Here is a 19,011-nt window from a genome sequence, read left to right as displayed (position 1 = left end):
TTAAATCACTTTGTACTTTCAACATTGGACTTCAATTGTCTGATTTTCTGTTACTTAGGTCAAACACGCGCTAAAAATGTAGTAAAATTACAACAAAACAATAAATAAAAAATATTTTATGTATTAAAAAAAAGTAGAACTCATTGTTTTTAAATGCTTTATTGATTTAAATCAATAAAATAAACCCCATATTATCAATGTTTATCGTTGTTTTTTGACCTAAATCAATATTAATTTTAAGGATATTAGCTATATAATAACCAACTCAACAAAGTTAGAAAATAAACACCAATAACGCCACTTAAGTGGACTAGGAGATAGTGATGATTCAAGGCATTCAAATTACAAAAGCAGCAAACGACAACCTACTAAATTCTATCTGGTTACTCGATAACGAAAAGAATGAAGCACGTTGCGTTGCCGCTAACGCAGGCTACCAAGCAGATCAAGTTATCGCGGTCAGCGACCTTGGTGAGTATGAAAGCCGTGAAGTTGCGATTGAAACAGCACCTCGCATCGAAGGCGGTCAGCACCTAAATGTGAACGTTCTTAAGCGTGAAACTCTTGAAGATGCCGTTGCACACCCTGAGAAGTATCCGCAACTGACGATTCGTGTTTCTGGTTACGCTGTTCGTTTCAACTCATTGACTCAAGAACAGCAACGTGACGTTATCGCACGTACCTTCACTGAGACGCTATAATCATAGCGTTGATGAGAATATTCATATCCAAAAATGGCGCTCAATGAGCGCCATTTTTATCGTTAGAGGAATATCATCCTGACTTCAATAAGATTAAATCAGGATCTCTTTAAGGCTGAACACGTCTTAACACCGTTTTTAGAGCGTCAAAATCATTGTCTAACTCTTCAGAAAGCAACGCCATCACTGCATGTTTTGCAAGAGGAGCAGGTAATTCAATGTCAGTGCCTAGCACATCGTCAACGACTTCTTTAAATTTGGCAGGGTGCGCAGTACACAAAAATAGCCCCGTTTCTCCCTCTTGTAACTGCTCATCCAAAACTCGATACGCAATGGCACCATGCGGTTCACACAAATAACCTTGCGCGTAAAGTTCACGAACTGAATCCGCACTTTGTACATCAGATACCGCACCTTTACCTAAGGTATCTAGCCCCCAGCCCTTTAAGCGACAAAGCTCTTCGATGCGCGGCCAGTTGTTCGGCTGACTCACATCCATCGCATTCGACGTGGTCGCGACAGTGGGTTTTGGATCCCATTGACCCGTTTCTAAGTAACGAGGAACGGTATCATTGGCATTGGTTGCCGCGATAAAACGCTTGATAGGTAAGCCCAATGCTTTTGCCAACAGACCAGCGGTTAGGTTGCCAAAGTTGCCACTCGGTACAGAGATGACTAAGTTTTCACGCTGAGCTTTGCTTAATTGTGATGCGGCCTCAAAGTAGTAGCAAATTTGTGCCATTAAACGACTGATATTGATTGAATTTGCAGAGTTTAAACCGATCTCTTGGCGAAGCTTGGCGTCATCAAAAGCCTGCTTAACTAACGCTTGGCAAGCATCAAAGTCACCATTTATCGCGACAGTGTGAATATTGTTGCCCAGAGTGCAGAAGAGTTTTTCCTGTAACGGGCTGATCTTACCTTTAGGGTAAAGTATCACGACCTTGATGTCGGGCATTCCATAAAAGGCATGAGCCACCGCAGCGCCAGTATCACCAGAAGTCGCGGTTAAAATGGTGATCTGTCCACCATTTGAAACGGCGGCCAGTGACTGCGCCATAAAGCGACCACCAAAATCTTTAAATGCCAGCGTTGGGCCGTGGAAAAGCTCTAGAGCATAAATGCCGTCTTTCACTTGCTTAATCGGTGCTGGAAACTGAAAAGCCGCATCAACCATCGCATTCACTTGCTCTGCGGGTAATTCATCACCAATCAAGGCGCTGAGAATTTTTGTACTACGAGAGATAAAATCTTCGGCTAGTAACGCGTCAATATCTTCAAACTGAGGCAACTCTGCTGGAAAAAACAGCCCTTGATTGCGTCCTAATCCTTGGCGTACGGCTTGGCCAAAAGAGACTTGTTCATCATTTTCTTTTATGTTGTAAAGCTTCATAGAGCACTTCCTGTAACGGTCGAGCCATTTTTGTCTAAGCGACAAATATGGACGAATCCTTCTTCATTTTGTACATAATGTTGTTCAAGCCAACGAGCAACTCGCTCGGCAACCTCTTTTTCTTTGCAAATACTGAACAGTGTTGGGCCACTGCCGGAAATGCCAGTAGTAAGCGCTCCGGCTGATGCAGCGTATTTACGCGCATCCGAAAAGCCGGGCAGAAGTTTCTCACGATACGGTTCAGCAATCACGTCTTTGATCAGTTTAGCCGCTAGCTCAGGCTGACCTGAGTGACAAGCATGAATGAAACCTGCGAGATGACGACCATGCGCAATGATGTCCTGTCGACGATATTGTGAAGGTAAGATCGCTCGCGCTTCGGCTGTGGAAACTTTAATCCCAGGATACGCCATCACCCAATACCAATCGTCAAAACAAGGCACTTCTTGGCTGATGATACCTAGCTCTTCAAGCATCAATTGCACGCCGCCTAAGTAGCAGGGGGCAACGTTATCATAATGTATACCGCCTGAAATTTTACCTTCCATTTCACCCATCAGCGCTAAAAGCTCAGTCTGATTAAGTGGGTTACCGTGAAACTGGTTCAACGCATCTAAAGCTGCAACAATTGAACAAGCACTCGAACCTAAGCCTGAACCAATCGGCATATTTTTTTCTAACGTCATTTGCAACGGCTTTACTGCAATGCTCTTTTTTTCAAGCTCTCTGGCAAAAACAAGCCAGCAATCGTAAACAATATTCTGCTTTGGATCTTCTGGCAGCTTGTCGACAAAGCGACCTGCTGTTTCGAGTACAAAAGGTTCGCTGCCCGCTTTAACTTCAACGCGATCCCCCAATAAACTGCCATCAATTGGCGACACGGCCGCCCCTAAAACATCAAACCCAACGCTCACATTACCAATTGAAGCTGGGGCATACACCACCACACTCATGTCACTTGAACTCATCAATTAAACCCCTAACTTCCAACCTAAGGTGCGCATCACATCAGAGAACACCCCTGCTGCTGTTACTTCTGTACCCGCCCCATAACCACGCAACACCAATGGAATCGGTTGATAATAACGGCTATAAAACGCCAGTGCATTCTCACCATCTTTGACTTTAAACATTGGGTCATTTTCATCGACCACTGCAATTTTTACCTTGCATTGACCTTCTGATATTTCACCAACATAACGTAATACCTTACCTTCGGCGGCAGCCTTAGTGGATAACTCTTGGAAATAAGCATCAGCCTTCGGCAAGCGCGCCATAAACTCTTCAACTGTACCCGAAATATCGAAACCCGGCGGCAAAGCAAGATCGACTTTTACATCATCCAGTTCTAAAGGCATTCCCGCCTCACGAGCTAAAATTAACAGCTTGCGAGCCACATCCATTCCCGACAGATCATCACGAGGATCAGGCTCAGTAAAACCTTTGTCTTTAGCCAGCTGCGTAGCTTGACTAAGTGTCATACCTTCATCCAGTTTGCCGAAAATAAACGAGAGAGAGCCAGATAAAATACCGCTGAATTTTTCCAACTCATCACCAGCGGCAATGAGATTTTGCAAGTTTTCAATCACAGGTAAACCAGCACCAACCGTCGTTTCGTACATCAGTTTACGGCGCGAGTTGCGCGCCACTTCACGCAGCTGGTGATAGTAGGCCATGCTTGCGGTATTGGCTTTTTTATTAGGCGTCACAACATGAAAACCCGCAGCCAAAAATTCGGCGTACTGGTTGGCGATCACTTCACTGGAAGTACAATCAACTAAGACAGGGTTAATGATATGGTTACGCTGCACTAGAGAGATAAGCCTTGAGAGGCTAAATTCTTCACTCGCGCTATGCATTCGATCACGCCAATGCTCCAGCGGCAAGCCTTCGCTATCCAGCAATAGTGCCTTACTATTCGCAAGGCCACACACTCGAATCACAATTCCTTTATCGGCTAGTTTGGCTTGCTGACGATGAATTTGATCAACTAATTCGCCTCCGACACCGCCAACACCGACCACAAACACGTCCAAGAAATGCTTAGAATTGAAGAGATTTTCATGACAAGCCTTGATCGCTTCTGAAATTTTATCTTCTGGAATCACCGCCGAAATAGCTCGCTCGGAAGAGCCTTGTGCAATGGCAACAATATTGACGTGAACTTCAGCCAGCGATGAGAAAAATTGAGAAGCCACTCCGCGCGAAGTGCGCATGCCGTCACCAACCAGAGTGACAATCGCAACGTCATCCATAAACTCGACAGGCTCAAGTAGGCCATCTTTTAATTCCAGTTCAAACGCTTCCGATAATGCTCTTTTGGCAAGGGCTTTATCTTGCGCCTCAATACAGAAACTGATGCTGTATTCTGAAGAGGATTGTGTAATCAGCACAATAGAAACGCCTGCGGCAGACATCGCGCCAAACACACGGCTAGCCATGCCGACCATGCCTTTCATGCCAGGGCCAGAGACGTTGACCATAGTCAAATTATTGAGTGTAGTAATACCTTTGATAGCAAGCTTATCTTCACCAGTATCTTGACCAATCAGCGTGCCTGCGCCTTGAGGATTAAAACTGTTTTTGATAAGACACGGAATATGAAATTGTGCAATCGGTGCAATGGTTTTGGGATGTAACACTGACGCGCCAAAATACGAAAGCTCCATCGCTTCTTGGTAGCTGAGTGATTTTAATAAACGAGCATCCGCAACCAAACGTGGGTCACAGTTATAAACGCCATCGACATCGGTCCAAATCTCACAACAATCTGCACGTAAACATGCCGCAAGCACAGCCGCAGAATAATCCGAGCCATTACGGCCTAGACAGACCAATTCACCCTTTTCATTACCAGCCGTGAAACCCGGCATAATGTTAACATGCGCTTGCGGAAGTGGATTTTGCTTGAAATTTTGCGTGGAGATCTCAACATCAACCATTGCCTCAAGGTACTCACCTTTAGCAAAAAGATATTGTACTGGGTCAATCAATGCAGCCGCTTGTCCTTTTGCTTCAAGTACCGCTTTCATCAGTTGGATAGAGACTCGCTCACCTTTACTGATAATGCGCGCATTGACGTTGTCTGGGCACATACCGAGTAAATTAATGCCGTGTACAAATTGACGCAGCTGAGACAGTGACGTTTTTACTTGATTGTCAAAAGCGGCCGAATCCACATTAGGTAATTGTGCTTTGATGCCAGCGAGTAGATCGAAAAATGAGAATTCAAGCTCCGCTATTTGGCGTTCTGCTTCGCCATTACGCAAAGCACTCTCAATAACTGCCACTAATTTATTGGTGGTTTTTCCCGGTGCAGAGAGCACAACGGCGACTTCTTCTTGCTGTACATTGTTAACGATGATATCTGCCGCCCTTAAAAAACGATCAGCATCGGCTAACGATGAACCTCCAAACTTTAATACTCGCATCCCTTCCTCCAAAACAGTTCAAATTGGTATAAAAAAAGGCCTGTATCTTGTGGGATACAGGCCTTTTTTGTAAAAACTTTTCGCTCAGCGGCCCGCCCCAACATGTGTCATGTCGGTAATAATAATGGTGGTTGTCATTACTACTAGGCTGCGCTGTAACATAGAAAAATTTAAATACTCGTGTGTTTAATTGCCTTTACGTTTACCTTACTTCGTCATCATTAGTCAACGAAAATCTGCTATTTTTTATAGTCATTCCGAATTAATCAAATTAAAAAACACAACAAAACACAACACAACACAACACAACACAACACAACACAACACAACACAACACAACACAAATAAGATACTTATTGCACATTAAGTGCAAACATTTTACACATAAGCAAATAACAAAATGCTATATACATAACGCTGTCATCGTGTGAAATTTGTGCTTTAATTGTTGTTACCGCAGTGGACGCAGTAACTCAAAACAATAATAAGGAGAGGCAGATGAAACTAAAAGTCGCACTATGTTTATTTCCGCTTGTCTCTTTATCTAGCATGGCCAATACCTTACCTGCACTTCCTTCTTCACAGAGCCAATCTCCACATCGATTATTTCTTTCAAGCGAAAGTGATGGTCAACAATTTGATAGTTGGACTATTGATGGCGGTTATTCTTATAACCTTTTTGACAATTTAGATCTGTACATTGGAGCGAGAATAAATAATTCCGACTACGGCTCCGAAAGTGGTTTTTTAAGTGGCCTTAGCTACCAGCTAACCCCCAAATTATCACTAAAAAGCACCTTGCGTTCAGCCGCCAGTAATCCGAATGATACGAGCAGTGCTGATGCTATGGCGGCGGAGCTATCTAGCCGACTTCAACTGTCAGAAAACGTTGATTTACATGCCACCCTTGATTATCAAGAGTGGCAGCAAGGCGTTCAATTTGGGGTGGGTTTCAGATTCTAGTGCCAGTCTAGCGCTTGAGTTGACGTTAAAACACCATTCCAATCGGCATAAACATAGTCACCCGGCTGAATCATCTGGTTGAGGATAGTCAGCGTCACATTAATTTCGCCTGCACCTCTCTTATCGGTCTTAAGTGGACAACTCGCTAACGCTTTCACGCCTAAATCCATTTGCGATAACGCAGCAACATCGCGTATCGCTCCATAAATGATGACCCCTTCCCAACCGTTTTCAATCGCCATGATCGCCAGTTGGTCACCCAATAACGCTCTTTGACACGAACCGTTACCATCGACGACTAAAACTTTACCTTTACCATTTTGGCTTAATACGTCACGAACTTTAGAGTTATCGTGATAGCAACGTACGGTGACAATTTGCCCCCAAAAAGCACTCCTTAAACCAAAAGTTTGCAAAGGCAAATCCAATATATTGATTTGCGATTCAAATTTATCGCAAATATCTGGTGTGATATCTATCATCCTTCTTCCTTGATTATTGTTTATTATTTTCATCTGACACATTAGACGCGCTGTAAAACCACAGCTAAATGAACCATAATGCCAGATACTTTACTCACCTATTCATACAAACGATGCAAAGAAAAACCCGCTGAGAATGAGCATAACTTGGCGGCCAACTGCATTTAAAAGACTGAATATTCATATTGGTGACATCCATAATAGTGCGATATCCCCCGCTGTAAACGTTGATTTTTTACGCAATTCCCATTTTTTGACAAGTATCGAGTTAACAAGTTCTTTGCTGGTAAATTTCTATGTGAGGTAAAGCCCATTACGCCTAATGCTACCATCCCCAGCGAAAATCCCCAAAAAGCATGCTATTTGCATGGGTAATGTGGTGTAAATTTACAACTGCTTAAGACGATTAATATTTGTTACATTAGAACTCTTGATGTAAATCAACAAAGTGATTGGAATTAACATTCTGCCGTTGTTAGCATGCTGTTAACATTATAGAATCCGCCTTAAAGACTAGTAGAACACCGAGGGTATGGAGACCTCAATGCAAGATATGCCTAAGGACGGCGGGCAACTGAAGTAAGTGTTTTTTTCAAAACTTTAGTTTATTATCGGCAGCAGATTACCTGTATGTTGCAATTTTTTGCCTACAATTAATTCTATTAGCACAATTTTTTCACAAGTTTAGGTACCGCCAATGCAAACCCCGCAGATTCTTATCGTTGAAGATGAGCAAGTAACTCGTAACACTCTTAAGAGTATTTTTGAAGCAGAGGGATACGCTGTTTTTGAGGCCAGTAACGGTGAAGAGATGCACCATGTGCTGTCTGATAACCCCATTAACTTGGTCATTATGGACATCAATTTACCAGGTAAAAACGGCCTTCTGCTAGCTCGTGAGCTTCGTGAACAGGCTAATGTTGCACTGATGTTTTTGACTGGTCGTGATAATGAAGTTGATAAAATCCTCGGTTTAGAGATCGGGGCTGATGACTACATCACCAAACCATTTAACCCACGTGAACTGACGATTCGTGCTCGTAATCTTCTAGGTCGTTCAATGAATACCAATACGACTCAAGAAGAGAAACGCAGTGTGGAAAAATATGAGTTCAACGGTTGGGTATTGGATATCAATAGCCGCTCTTTAGTGAATCCGGATGGTGAAGGCTACAAGCTTCCTCGCTCAGAATTCCGCGCTTTACTGCACTTCTGTGAGAACCCAGGAAAAATCCAAACTCGCGCAGATTTGCTTAAAAAGATGACTGGCCGTGAATTGAAACCACACGACAGAACCGTAGATGTGACGATTCGTCGTATCCGTAAACACTTTGAATCAGTCTCAGGTACGCCAGAGATCATCGCCACAATTCATGGCGAAGGCTACCGCTTCTGTGGTGATCTAGAAGACTAAACGTCTACCCCCAGATAGTTAGAAGCCCTTTAACCTCAGGTTAAAGGGCTTTTTTCATGGCTGACTACTGCGCGTGGAGCCGTTCTATAAATCTAATAGACTTTGTCGATGAAGACGCTCTTTTCGATAAGCCACTGCGCTGTTGTACCATCGCTCAATTGCAAAGCTACATTAACGGGCTTATCCACATTAAGCTGCATCGGCCATTCAAACACAACTTCCCATTGATCTTCACTTTGAGTCCGTAAATCTAACGATTCACTGCCCACCAGCCAATTTTTATCCCTTTGCTGGACCATCAACGCGTCAATCGTTAAATTGGCAGGTAATATTGCCGACGAATCCAATCTTAATGTCCCATGCACAAGAGGTATTTCGCTCTCATTAGCTGTAGGCATTTGATTGATCCAAAGGTTACTTTTCAACCCAATGGTGATATTTGATATCACGGCACTGCTGTCCTGCAGCCAATTCACTTGCGGTGAACTACAGCCAGATAGTAGCGCCATGACTAATGAAGCCAACCCGATTTTTTTCATACCATTACCTTTGAGTTAACCATTGTTTCAAGACTTGAATATCGTGTTGATACCCATTTTTAATTTCATCTATCCAGTCACCAATATTTTCCCACCAAGCAGGTAGCTCTGGCGACTGTGCCTTTTGTGCAACGTTTTGAATGTGTTTCAAACCAATTGAACCCGCAGCACCCTTGATTTTGTGTGCTTCTGAAACAATGCCTGCTTGATCTTTTGCTACCATATTGGAATCTAGCACTTCAACATAACTGGGCATCATCTGCTCGAACATTTGGATACTTTCCAGCACAGGTTTCGGACCAACAATATCGATATAAGACTCAAGCATTTCAAGATCGAGCAAATGCGTGTTCAAATCACTGTGTTCTTCTGGGGCAGCCTTAAACTTAGCGTCGGCAAGTTGAATCGCTTCACTATGGGTGAATTTTGCAATCACCTCTTGAATCGCCAACACCGACAGTGGTTTGCTAATCGCATCATCCATCCCTTTCTCTAGGTATTCAGCTTTATTTTTCAATACGTTGGCGGTCAATGCAACCAGTGGCGGAAGGTTATCATAAGTTTGTCTATAAAACGCAGCGACATCAAACCCGGTCATGTCTGGCAGTTGAATGTCGAGGAAAACCAGATCGTACTCTTGCGGCACAAATTTTTGTTTGGCTTCTTCACCTGTCATAGCGACGGTAACCGTGTGTCCTAAACTTTCTAGCAAAGAACGAGCAACTGTAATATTGAGCTCAATATCTTCAACCATAAAAATAGCTAAACTTTTTTGAGAAATGGATAGCGCTGGTTTGAATTGGGCATCTTGCGCCAAAGGCACACGAATTGAAACGGTGAAGGTACTGCCAAAACCTTCTTCACTGCTCACAGAAATATCACCATCCATTAAGTTGATCAATTGGCGAGATACTGCTAAACCAATCCCCGTGCCAACAGCGTGCAAATTGTCCTTGCCCGATTTGACTTGGTAATACATGGCAAAAATTTTATCGAGTTCCGCTTCTGGTATGCCAATGCCTGTGTCTTCCACCTCCAGCGTAATATGTGCGAACTTATCCTCGATGTCGGCACTGACCGTCATAACCACGCCACCTTCTTTAGTGAATTTCATCGCATTACTTATCAGGTTCCACAGCACCTGACGCAGACGCGTCGCATCCACTTCAATCGCAACCGGTAAATCACTGAGCCGTTCGAGATCAAACCTTAGCCCTTTTTGTTCTGCCATCAATGCTGAAATGCTTTCAATTTCAGCGACAAATTCTTCAAAATTCAACGGTGCTGGCAGTAGCTCCAGTTTACGGCGATCAAATTTATCCATATCAATGATGTCGTTGAAGATATTACCTAACGTAATGGCACTGACATTGATAGTCTGCATGTATTTACGTTGCTCTGGCGTCATTGGGCTATCAAGCAACATACGGCTCAGGCCAACGATACCATTGAGTGGTGTGCGCAATTCGTGGCTGATGGTCGAAATAAAAGTGGTTTTATCCCGGCTCGCTTTTTCCAAAGACTCTTGATTGCGTTTACGTTCGGTAATGTCTCGCCCAAAGCCCACCAACCCTAAGTGGCGGCCATCTTTGCTGTAAAAAGGGACTTTACGCAGTTCAAAATAGTTTTTGCGGCCATCAGGGTATTCAAGCCACTGCTCATAAGTGATGGCTTGATTGTCAGCAAACACTTTTTCGTCAGTTTCAACGATCTGTTGCGCGACTTCTTTGCTATAGACATCCCACGGAGTTAACCCAACCAACTGATGCTCACGCTTGCCCGTTAGCTCTTCCATCGCTCGGTTGCAGCCAGAAAAAACGCCGTTCGCATTACGGTAGTAAATCAGATCAGGAGAGGCATCGATAAAAGAGCGCAATAAGGCGGTTCTTTCTGCCAATTCAAGCTGCGTTTTTTCGCGTTGATAGACCTCATTTTCTAAATCGGCCATCGCCTCTTCACGCGCTTCCTCTGCCTTAATTCGCTCTTCAATTTCTTGGTTGAGTTTTTCGATATTTTGCTGAAGCTTATAATTGAGCTCTTGATCGCGTGAGCGCATGTCTTTGAGCTTAGAAACCAACTTCGAGAGGCGTTGACGTGACTCTTCTAACTGATCGACCACCACTGAAAGAAAATAAACTGCCCAAGGCGTGATCAATAAACCAAAAAAGACGGAACGAACGATGTCGATATCATCAACATAACCATTGAGCACCAACGTGATACCAACTTGCACCACCACTGCCAAGGCCACTAAAGCGAGCGCAAGAAGAATGGAGAAACGGAGAATGCCCAGTTTGACCAATAGGTCGACATAGTACTGGGCAAGGTTTTTCATGGGTTTCATTAAACACTTCCATGTAATAACAGTGCCACTAGTCTAACGCGTTTAACGTCGATTCGTCAGCCAAGTTAATCACAAGGATTTGCGAAATTGCTTGAATCTTTAGCTGTTTGGAAGCGTATAGACAAACGCTCGACTTAAGCGTGAGCCTTGCGCGCCACCTTGATTAAGTGCTCGGCCTATTTCGGTCATTGCAAGCCAACGATTTTCACACCACAGTGGCGCAAGCAGTGTCGGCCGCCGAGCGGCTGACGAGACTCGGTGATAAATGATCTCAGGCGGTGTCATTTGAATCAATTCACTCGCAATAGCAACATACTCTTCTAACGTTGGCGCTTGTAATTTTCCTGCTCGCCACGCTTTAGCCATCGTACTGCCTTCAACAATATGCAACCCATGTAACTTGATACCATCAGTGCCTACCGCTAAGACTTGCTTTAAGGTTTGAAGATTATCGGTACGCGTTTCTTTAGGTAGCCCCACAATGAGATGCGTGCATACTTTGATCCCCAAGGCTCGAGCGCGCTCAGTGATCAACGCATAACATTCAAAATCATGACCACGGTTGATCCGTTTGAGTGTTTGATTATTGGCGGTTTGCAAACCCAGTTCGAGCCAAATTTCAAAACCTTGCCGCACATAATCGGCCAATAAATCGAGCACAGCATCGGGTACACAATCAGGCCGAGTGCCAACGCATAACCCAACAATGTCAGCCGATTGAAGCGCTTGCTGATACATATTTTTCAACACCTGCACTTCCGCATAGGTACTGGTATAAGCTTGAAAATAGGCTAGATATTTTTTGGCACGTTTGATTTCACCAGCGCGTTCTGTCAATTGCTGCTCAATACTTTGGGCTTGTGTTTCTTCATCAGCAAAAGAAGCGACATTACAGAAGGTGCAACCACCTCGCCCAATCGTGCCATCTCGGTTCGGACAGCTAAAACCACCATGCAGGGTCAGCTTGTGAACTTTTTCGCCATAACGGCGCTGCAGATCTTGGCCGATCGTGTTAACCAATTGATGTAATTGCATTGAAGAAATACCGCTTATAGATAGTAATGAATCTCAGTTAGATTTATGTAACTAAATTACATCCCTGCAAAATAAATTCATAAAGAGTAGCCGTATCAAACACTCTCCAACCTAACAAAAATCAATAAACATTCATAAAAACAGCGTTATTTGCTTAATGTTGCACCAATGTTAAACAGTGCATGCATTTTTAACGAAAAAAATGGGCGACTAAAATGAGTTTTCGTTGGAATTCCTATAAACAAAATTGTAGGATACTTACACATCCGCCCTATTTTTTGTGATATTCCTTACATAAATAGTTGTGGAAAAATCGGTGATATTCGCACCCCTCCTATACAAACCACTAGCAAGTGGCATAAATAAATTGAATATCACTAAGGAATGTTTTTCTCGCCATATTTTTCCGGCGAGAGACGGAAAGGATTCGAACCCGCCAACACAGGCAGGTTTAGATTGATAACAATTAAAGGACAAGTCGCATCGCTAAGTATGCCTTAGCACACGTGCGTCTAAATTGAACTGGAAGGATGTATCTATGGTAGATAGAGAGCAGGATTCACGAGGTCTATATACTCCTGAATTGGAGCATGACGCTTGTGGTATCGGTTTTGTTGCCCACCTGAAAAACCGTAAGTCTCACCAAGTTGTGACTCAAGCTTTAGACATGCTTGCTCGTATGGAACACCGTGGTGGCCAAGGCTGTGACCCATGTTCTGGTGATGGCGCAGGTATCTTATTACAAAAACCCCATGAGTTTTTACTTGAAGAGACCGTTAAACTTGGCTTAAAACTGCCTTCGTTTGAAAAGTACGGCGTCGGCGTGGTGCTGTTTCCAAGAGATGAGCACAAACGCGCCCAGTGTCGTGATATTTTAGAACGCAACGCCAAGAGACTCGATTTAGAAGTACTGGGTTATCGCGTTTTGCCAACCGATAACTCCATGATTGGCGCAGACCCACTTAGCACTGAGCCTCAATTTGAGCACGTTTTCATCTCCGGTGGCCCAAGTACCACCCCCGCAGAATTAGAGCGTAAATTGTACGTTCTGCGTAATTACACCGTTCGAGTCTGCTTAGAAAGTGTGTCCAACATTGGTGATGATTTTTACATCAACTCCATGTCTTACAAAACCTTGGTGTATAAAGGTCAGCTCACCACAGAGCAAGTACCACAGTACTTCCTTGATCTACAAAATCCGACCATGGTGACTGCGCTGGCGCTGGTGCATTCTCGTTTTTCGACCAATACATTCCCTAAATGGCGCTTAGCTCAGCCTTTCCGTTACATTGCGCACAACGGCGAAATCAACACAGTTCGCGGCAATTTAAACTGGATGAAAGCGCGCGAAGCGATCCTCGAATCAGATTTGTTTACACAAGCTGAAATCGACATGCTGCTGCCAATTTGCCAAGAAGGCAGTTCAGATTCCGCCAACTTCGATATGGCATTAGAGTTATTGGTTCTGTCTGGCCGCAGCCTGCCACACGCCCTGATGATGATGATCCCTGAAGCGTGGCAAGAAAATAAAAATATGGATCCAACCCGCCGCGCATTTTACCAATACCATGCTAATGTCATGGAACCGTGGGATGGCCCAGCATCAGTATGTTTTACTGATGGTGTACAAGTTGGCGCAACACTGGACCGTAACGGCCTGCGCCCATCACGTTATACCGTGACTAAAGATGATTTTCTGATCATGGCTTCAGAATCTGGCGTGGTTGAAATTGCACCAGAGAACGTGGAATACCGCGGCCGTTTACAGCCCGGACGTATCTTTGTCGCTGATTTAGAGCAAGGACGCATCATTTCTGATGAGGAAGTGAAAGACAGCATTGCGAATGCGCAGCCCTACGCCAAATGGGTTGAAGAGAACCTCCTCAGCTTGAAAAAACTGCCTGAAGCGAGCAACCAGTACAGCCAACCTGCTCCTGAGCGTCTAATGTCCCGCCAACAATCGTTTGGCGTCAGCTCAGAAGAGGTGAATGAAATCATTCTTCCTTTGGCAAAAACCGGTTATGAACCGCTTTCGGCTATGGGTGCAGACTGGCCTCTAGCAGTGCTTTCGCATCAATCACAGCATCTCTCCAACTACTTTAAGCAACTGTTTGCTCAGGTCACCAACCCACCGATCGACCCGATCCGTGAAAGAATGGTGATGTCGCTCAATACTTACCTCGGTAAAGATCAGAACTTACTGACAGAGACCCCCCTGCACTGCTTAAAAGTCGAATTGGAATCTCCGGTTCTTTCCAACTCTGAGCTTGAGAAACTGCGCGCTATTGATAACGAACATCTGCAAGCGAAAACCTTAGATATCGTATTTCAAGCCAGTGAAGATCAAGGCAAATTGGAACGCGCGCTGAAACGCATTTGCCAATATGCAGAAGATGCGGTTATCGATGGTTACTCGATTATTTTATTGACTGACCGCGCGGTAAACTCAAACCATGCGGCGATCCCTGCAATGCTCGCTGTCGGTGCGGTTCATCACCACCTGATCCGTAAAGGCTTACGAGCTAAATGTGACATAGTGGTAGAAACCGGCGATGCGCGTGAAACGCACCACTTTGCGACATTGATTGGCTATGGCGCAAATGCGGTTAACCCGTATTTAGTCATTGAAACCATTATCGATTTACAACGAGTCAAAAAACTCGACCCGACCATTGCAGCGAAAGATCTGTTTGACAATTACCGCAAAGGCATCAATGGCGGGCTGCTGAAGATCTTCTCCAAAATGGGCATCTCCACATTGCAGTCTTACCACGGTGCGCAAATTTTTGAAGCGTTGGGCATCAGCAAATCAGTGGTAGATAAGTACTTTACTGGCACTGTATCGCGCATCCAAGGTTTGACCATTGATGACATCGCAAAAGAGGTGTTAGTTCGCCATCGCGTGGGCTACCCGACTCGCGAAGTTCCAGTGCAAGTGTTGGATGTGGGCGGCGTTTATCAGTGGAAACAGCGTGGCGAAAAACACCTGTTTAACCCAGAGACGATTTCGTTGCTGCAACAATCAACACGCAACAAAGATTATGTGCAGTTCAAGCAATACGCGAAAGCGGTAGATGACCAAGGCGACAACGCTGCCACGCTGCGTAGCCAGCTTGATTTTGTTAAAAATCCAGCCGGTTCGATTCCCATTGAGGAAGTGGAACCGATTGAACGTATTTTAAAACGCTTCGCAACCGGTGCCATGTCGTTTGGTTCAATCTCCTACGAAGCGCACTCAACGTTAGCCGTGGCGATGAACCGTATTGGCGCGAAATCCAACTCGGGTGAAGGCGGTGAAGATCCAGCACGCTTTGAACGCAAAGAAAATGGCGATTGGGAACGCTCTGCAATTAAACAGGTCGCTTCTGGTCGTTTTGGCGTGACCTCTTACTACCTCACCAATGCCGATGAACTACAGATCAAAATGGCTCAAGGCGCGAAACCTGGTGAAGGTGGGCAACTGCCGGGTGATAAAGTCGATGATTGGATCGGCGCGACACGCCACTCGACTCCGGGAGTCGGTCTTATTTCACCACCACCGCATCACGATATCTATTCGATCGAAGATTTGGCGCAACTGATCTTTGATTTGAAAAACGCGAACCGTACCGGCCGCGTCAACGTGAAATTAGTTTCCGAAGCCGGGGTTGGTACTATCGCCTCCGGTGTGGCTAAAGCCAAAGCGGATGTGGTATTAATTGCCGGCTATGATGGCGGCACGGGTGCATCACCGATGTCTTCGATTCGTCACACAGGCTTGCCTTGGGAGCTCGGCCTTGCTGAAACGCACCAAACCTTGCTTAAAAATGGCCTGCGTAATCGCATTGTCGTGCAAAGTGACGGTCAGATGAAAACACCACGTGACCTTGCAATGGCGACATTGTTAGGCGCGGAAGAGTGGGGAATTGCCACCGCTGCGCTAGTGGTTGAAGGGTGTATCATGATGCGTAAGTGTCATAAAAACACCTGCCCAGTAGGGATTGCGACACAAAACAAAACCTTGCGTGAGCGCTTTGATGGCCGCGTAGACGATGTCGTCACCTTCTTCCAATACATGGCGCAAGGCTTACGTGAAATCATGGCTGAACTGGGTTTCCGTACTATCGATGAAATGGTTGGCCAATCGCATAAACTGAAAGTGCGTGACAACATCAACCACTGGAAATACAAAAACCTCGATTTGTCACCAGTGTTGTACATTCAAGAGCCTCGTGCAGAAGATGGTGTTTATTGCCAAACCAAACAAAATCATCATCTAGAAAACGTGCTAGATCGTCAGCTAATTCAAGTAGCCAACCCCGCGCTTGAGAAAGGCGAAGCGGTTCACGCAGTCTTCCCTATCGTCAACACTGACCGTAGCACGGGTACTATGCTGTCGAACGAAATATCGAAGGTATACAAAGACCAAGGTCTACCTCAGCCAATGAAAGTTAAATTCAACGGCTCTGCAGGCCAATCATTCGGTGCATTCCTTGCTAAAGGGGTGACGTTTGAAGTGGAAGGTGATGCCAACGATTATTGGGGCAAAGGCTTATCTGGCGGTACGTTAGTGCTCTACCCTGACACGCGCTCAACCATCATTGCGCAAGATAACATCGTGGTGGGTAACGTCTGTTTCTATGGCGCAACTTCTGGTGAATCCTATATTCGCGGCCTTGCTGGAGAACGTTTCTGCGTGCGTAACTCAGGAGCTAAAGTGGTCGTAGAAGGTATCGGCGATCACGGCTGTGAATACATGACAGGTGGAGTCGCAGTGATCCTCGGTTCGACAGGACGTAACTTTGCGGCTGGTATGAGCGGCGGTGTAGCCTACGTGTGGAATCGACATGGAGACTTCGAAACTAAGCTTAACGCTGAATTGGTTGATCTCGACCCACTACAACAAGAAGATACCGATCTGCTACGTGAGATGCTCAACAAGCATGTTCAGTTCACAGGAAGTGAAGTGGCTCAGTTATTCCTTGATAATTTTGAAGCAAACCTCACCCAAATGGTGAAAGTGATGCCGCGTGACTACAAAGCGGTTCTTCAAAAACGCAAGGCTGCAGCTGCGCAAGTACAAACGGAAGAAGTGGAGGCCGTATAAATGGGTAAGCCTACTGGATTTTTAGAACATGGCCGCGAGCTGCCAAAAAAGCTCGATCCAACGGTTCGCATTCAAAACAACCAAGAGTTTGTCCTCAACGAAGAGTTTGGTAGCAAAATTAATACTCAAGCGTCTCGTTGCATGGACTGCGGAGTACCGTTTTGCCATAACGGTTGCCCTATCGGTAACATTATTCCTGAATTTAACGATGCCGTTTATCGTGATAGCTGGGAAGAAGCTTGGAAGATCTTAAGCTCAACCAATAACTTCCCCGAGTTTACGGGTCGCGTGTGCCCTGCACCTTGCGAAAGTTCGTGCGTACTCGGGATCAACCAAGATCCCATCACCATCTGTAATATCGAAAAAACCATCGTAGAAACGGCTTATCGCGAAGGCTATGCCAAAGCGAAAAAGCCGCGTTCTCGTACTGGAAAAACCATCGCTATCATTGGATCTGGCCCGGCAGGTTTGGCCGCAGCTGAGCAGTTGAACAGCGCGGGTCACTCAGTTACTGTGTTTGAACGTGATGAAAAAGTCGGCGGCCTGCTGCGTTTTGGCATTCCGGATTTCAAACTGGGTATGGACGTTATTGATCGCAAAATCAATTTGATGGCAGAAGCGGGCGTCAAGTTTGAAGTAAACGCACATATCGGTGTTGATATCAACGCACAACAACTGCGCCAAGAGTTTGATGTCATCTTGCTTACTGGTGGCTCTACCGTGCCTCGTAACCTGCCGATTCCGGGGCGCGAGTTAAAAGGGGTTCATTTTGCGATGGAGTTTCTGGCACAAAATAACCGCCGCGCGAATAACATGGATCTTAAAACTGACGAGATCCACGCTAAGGGCAAACATGTGGTGGTGATTGGTGGTGGTGATACTGGTTCTGACTGTGTCGGAACCTCAAACCGACACGGCGCCGCAAGCATAACGCAAGTTGAAATCATGCCGATCCCAGCCAATAAGCGCCCAGCCAATATGCCTTGGCCGCAATATCCAATGATTTTGCGCACCTCAACCTCCCACGAAGAGGGCTGCGAACGTCATTGGAATATTCTAACCAAAGAGTTCCTCGGCAACGAGCAAGGTCAAGTCACGGGGCTACGTGTTGCTGATATCGTTTGGCAAGATGCAAAACCGGGTGAGCGCCCGAACTTTGATGAAGTCGCGGGCAGTGAACGTATTATTGCGTGTGATATGGCTTTCCTTGCTATGGGCTTTTTACATCCAGAACCACATGGTGTACTTGCTCAACTTGATATCAAGTTGGATGAGCGTGGCAACGTCGCGACACAAGGTTTTGCGACCAGCCAAAAAGGTGTTTTCGCTGCAGGTGATATGCGTACAGGACAATCGTTGGTCGTACGTTGTATCAATGAAGGGCGCGAGTGCGCACGCGAGATCGACGCTTATTTAATGGGCAATACCAACTTAGAAGCGAAAGCCGACTCATTGATGCTTTCAGCCTAGTGCCTCGCGCTCTTTTCGCTGGTTCAAGGTGATCCAGAGCGCTAAGCTGCGATGATTCCTTCCAACGTTCTACTTTTTGGCCAGCATTTAATGCTGGCCTTTTTTATGGCTAATTCTTATTCCATGAGATTACCCACGTTAACAAACTGTAAC

General features: G+C 45.2%; 13 protein-coding genes and 1 other annotated feature. Of the genes, 5 read left to right on the top strand and 8 right to left on the bottom strand.

Annotated features, from left to right (window positions below; genetic code table 11):
• Positions 1 to 323: 323 nt before the first annotated feature.
• Positions 324 to 701, top strand: coding sequence for an autonomous glycyl radical cofactor GrcA (gene grcA, locus AACQ21_RS09135; RefSeq protein ID WP_026027385.1), 378 nt, complete (start codon positions 324 to 326; stop codon positions 699 to 701).
• A gap of 109 nt (positions 702 to 810) precedes the next feature.
• Here grcA and thrC read toward each other — a convergent pair whose 3' ends face one another.
• The 4 genes from thrC to thrL form a co-directional block, all read right to left on the bottom strand.
• A complete protein-coding gene (gene thrC, locus AACQ21_RS09130; protein ID WP_105976438.1) occupies positions 811 to 2,094 on the bottom strand; it encodes a threonine synthase in 1,284 nt (427 codons plus the stop codon).
• Positions 2,091 to 3,047: a homoserine kinase gene (gene thrB, locus AACQ21_RS09125; protein WP_026027386.1), complete on the bottom strand. Its 957-nt coding sequence runs from the start codon at positions 3,045 to 3,047 to the stop codon at positions 2,091 to 2,093. The genes thrC and thrB overlap by 4 nt, the downstream gene beginning before the upstream one ends.
• Positions 3,048 to 3,065: 18 nt before the next feature.
• Positions 3,066 to 5,525, bottom strand: coding sequence for a bifunctional aspartate kinase/homoserine dehydrogenase I (thrA, locus tag AACQ21_RS09120; RefSeq protein WP_105976437.1), 2,460 nt, complete (start codon positions 5,523 to 5,525; stop codon positions 3,066 to 3,068).
• Positions 5,526 to 5,554: 29 nt separating this feature from the next.
• Positions 5,555 to 5,672 (bottom strand) — a sequence feature (Thr leader region).
• Positions 5,610 to 5,687 carry a thr operon leader peptide gene (gene thrL / locus AACQ21_RS09115; RefSeq protein WP_100208354.1) on the bottom strand — a complete coding sequence of 26 codons (78 nt, stop codon included), beginning with the start codon at positions 5,685 to 5,687 and terminating at the stop codon, positions 5,610 to 5,612. (Overlaps the previous feature by 63 nt.)
• Positions 5,688 to 5,984: 297 nt before the next feature.
• On the opposite strand from thrL, the gene AACQ21_RS09110 reads away from it, so the two are divergent.
• Entirely contained in the window at positions 5,985 to 6,488 is a 504-nt protein-coding gene (locus AACQ21_RS09110) for a hypothetical protein (RefSeq protein ID WP_105976436.1), read from the top strand.
• Here AACQ21_RS09110 and AACQ21_RS09105 read toward each other — a convergent pair.
• A complete protein-coding gene (locus tag AACQ21_RS09105; protein ID WP_010318275.1) occupies positions 6,485 to 6,970 on the bottom strand; it encodes a putative 4-hydroxy-4-methyl-2-oxoglutarate aldolase in 486 nt (161 codons plus the stop codon). The genes AACQ21_RS09110 and AACQ21_RS09105 overlap by 4 nt on opposite strands.
• A gap of 697 nt (positions 6,971 to 7,667) precedes the next feature.
• On the opposite strand from AACQ21_RS09105, the gene arcA reads away from it, so the two are divergent.
• Positions 7,668 to 8,384 (top strand): two-component system response regulator ArcA, encoded by a 717-nt coding sequence (gene arcA, locus AACQ21_RS09100; protein ID WP_013856108.1) that lies wholly within the window; start codon positions 7,668 to 7,670, stop codon positions 8,382 to 8,384.
• Between the two features lie 92 nt (positions 8,385 to 8,476).
• Here arcA and AACQ21_RS09095 read toward each other — a convergent pair whose 3' ends face one another.
• From AACQ21_RS09095 to AACQ21_RS09085, 3 genes are all read right to left on the bottom strand, one after another.
• Positions 8,477 to 8,923 carry a hypothetical protein gene (locus AACQ21_RS09095; RefSeq protein WP_013856107.1) on the bottom strand — a complete coding sequence of 149 codons (447 nt, stop codon included), beginning with the start codon at positions 8,921 to 8,923 and terminating at the stop codon, positions 8,477 to 8,479.
• Positions 8,924 to 8,927: 4 nt separating this feature from the next.
• The gene (gene arcB / locus AACQ21_RS09090) at positions 8,928 to 11,267 is read right to left on the bottom strand and encodes an aerobic respiration two-component sensor histidine kinase ArcB (protein WP_105976435.1); all 2,340 of its coding nucleotides are present in this window, start codon (positions 11,265 to 11,267) and stop codon (positions 8,928 to 8,930) included.
• A gap of 99 nt (positions 11,268 to 11,366) precedes the next feature.
• The gene (locus tag AACQ21_RS09085; RefSeq protein WP_105976434.1) at positions 11,367 to 12,302 is read right to left on the bottom strand and encodes a TIGR01212 family radical SAM protein; all 936 of its coding nucleotides are present in this window, start codon (positions 12,300 to 12,302) and stop codon (positions 11,367 to 11,369) included.
• A gap of 538 nt (positions 12,303 to 12,840) precedes the next feature.
• Here AACQ21_RS09085 and gltB point away from each other — a divergent pair.
• Together gltB and AACQ21_RS09075 are read left to right on the top strand one after the other, a co-directional pair.
• Positions 12,841 to 17,388: a glutamate synthase large subunit gene (gene gltB / locus AACQ21_RS09080; RefSeq protein ID WP_105976433.1), complete on the top strand. Its 4,548-nt coding sequence runs from the start codon at positions 12,841 to 12,843 to the stop codon at positions 17,386 to 17,388.
• Positions 17,389 to 18,858, top strand: coding sequence for a glutamate synthase subunit beta (locus AACQ21_RS09075; RefSeq protein WP_105976432.1), 1,470 nt, complete (start codon positions 17,389 to 17,391; stop codon positions 18,856 to 18,858).
• Positions 18,859 to 19,011 lie beyond the last annotated feature (153 nt).

Origin of the sequence: Vibrio sp. V01_P9A10T6 (genome assembly GCF_963877065.1) — a bacterium.
GTDB lineage: Bacteria > Pseudomonadota > Gammaproteobacteria > Enterobacterales > Vibrionaceae > Vibrio > Vibrio anguillarum.
Note: the sequence above shows the minus strand (reverse complement) of the source record. Positions and strands in the feature narration are given on the sequence as shown.

Coding starts and splice junctions, on each gene's coding strand:
- arcB (WP_105976435.1), bottom strand. CDS start 11,267: ATGAAACCCATGAAAAACCTTGCCCAGTACTATGTCGACCTATTGGTC.
- AACQ21_RS09095 (WP_013856107.1), bottom strand. CDS start 8,923: ATGAAAAAAATCGGGTTGGCTTCATTAGTCATGGCGCTACTATCTGGC.
- grcA (WP_026027385.1), top strand. CDS start 324: ATGATTCAAGGCATTCAAATTACAAAAGCAGCAAACGACAACCTACTA.
- thrA (WP_105976437.1), bottom strand. CDS start 5,525: ATGCGAGTATTAAAGTTTGGAGGTTCATCGTTAGCCGATGCTGATCGT.
- thrB (WP_026027386.1), bottom strand. CDS start 3,047: ATGAGTGTGGTGGTGTATGCCCCAGCTTCAATTGGTAATGTGAGCGTT.
- arcA (WP_013856108.1), top strand. CDS start 7,668: ATGCAAACCCCGCAGATTCTTATCGTTGAAGATGAGCAAGTAACTCGT.
- thrL (WP_100208354.1), bottom strand. CDS start 5,687: ATGTTACAGCGCAGCCTAGTAGTAATGACAACCACCATTATTATTACC.
- gltB (WP_105976433.1), top strand. CDS start 12,841: ATGGTAGATAGAGAGCAGGATTCACGAGGTCTATATACTCCTGAATTG.
- AACQ21_RS09085 (WP_105976434.1), bottom strand. CDS start 12,302: ATGCAATTACATCAATTGGTTAACACGATCGGCCAAGATCTGCAGCGC.
- AACQ21_RS09075 (WP_105976432.1), top strand. CDS start 17,389: ATGGGTAAGCCTACTGGATTTTTAGAACATGGCCGCGAGCTGCCAAAA.
- AACQ21_RS09105 (WP_010318275.1), bottom strand. CDS start 6,970: ATGATAGATATCACACCAGATATTTGCGATAAATTTGAATCGCAAATC.
- thrC (WP_105976438.1), bottom strand. CDS start 2,094: ATGAAGCTTTACAACATAAAAGAAAATGATGAACAAGTCTCTTTTGGC.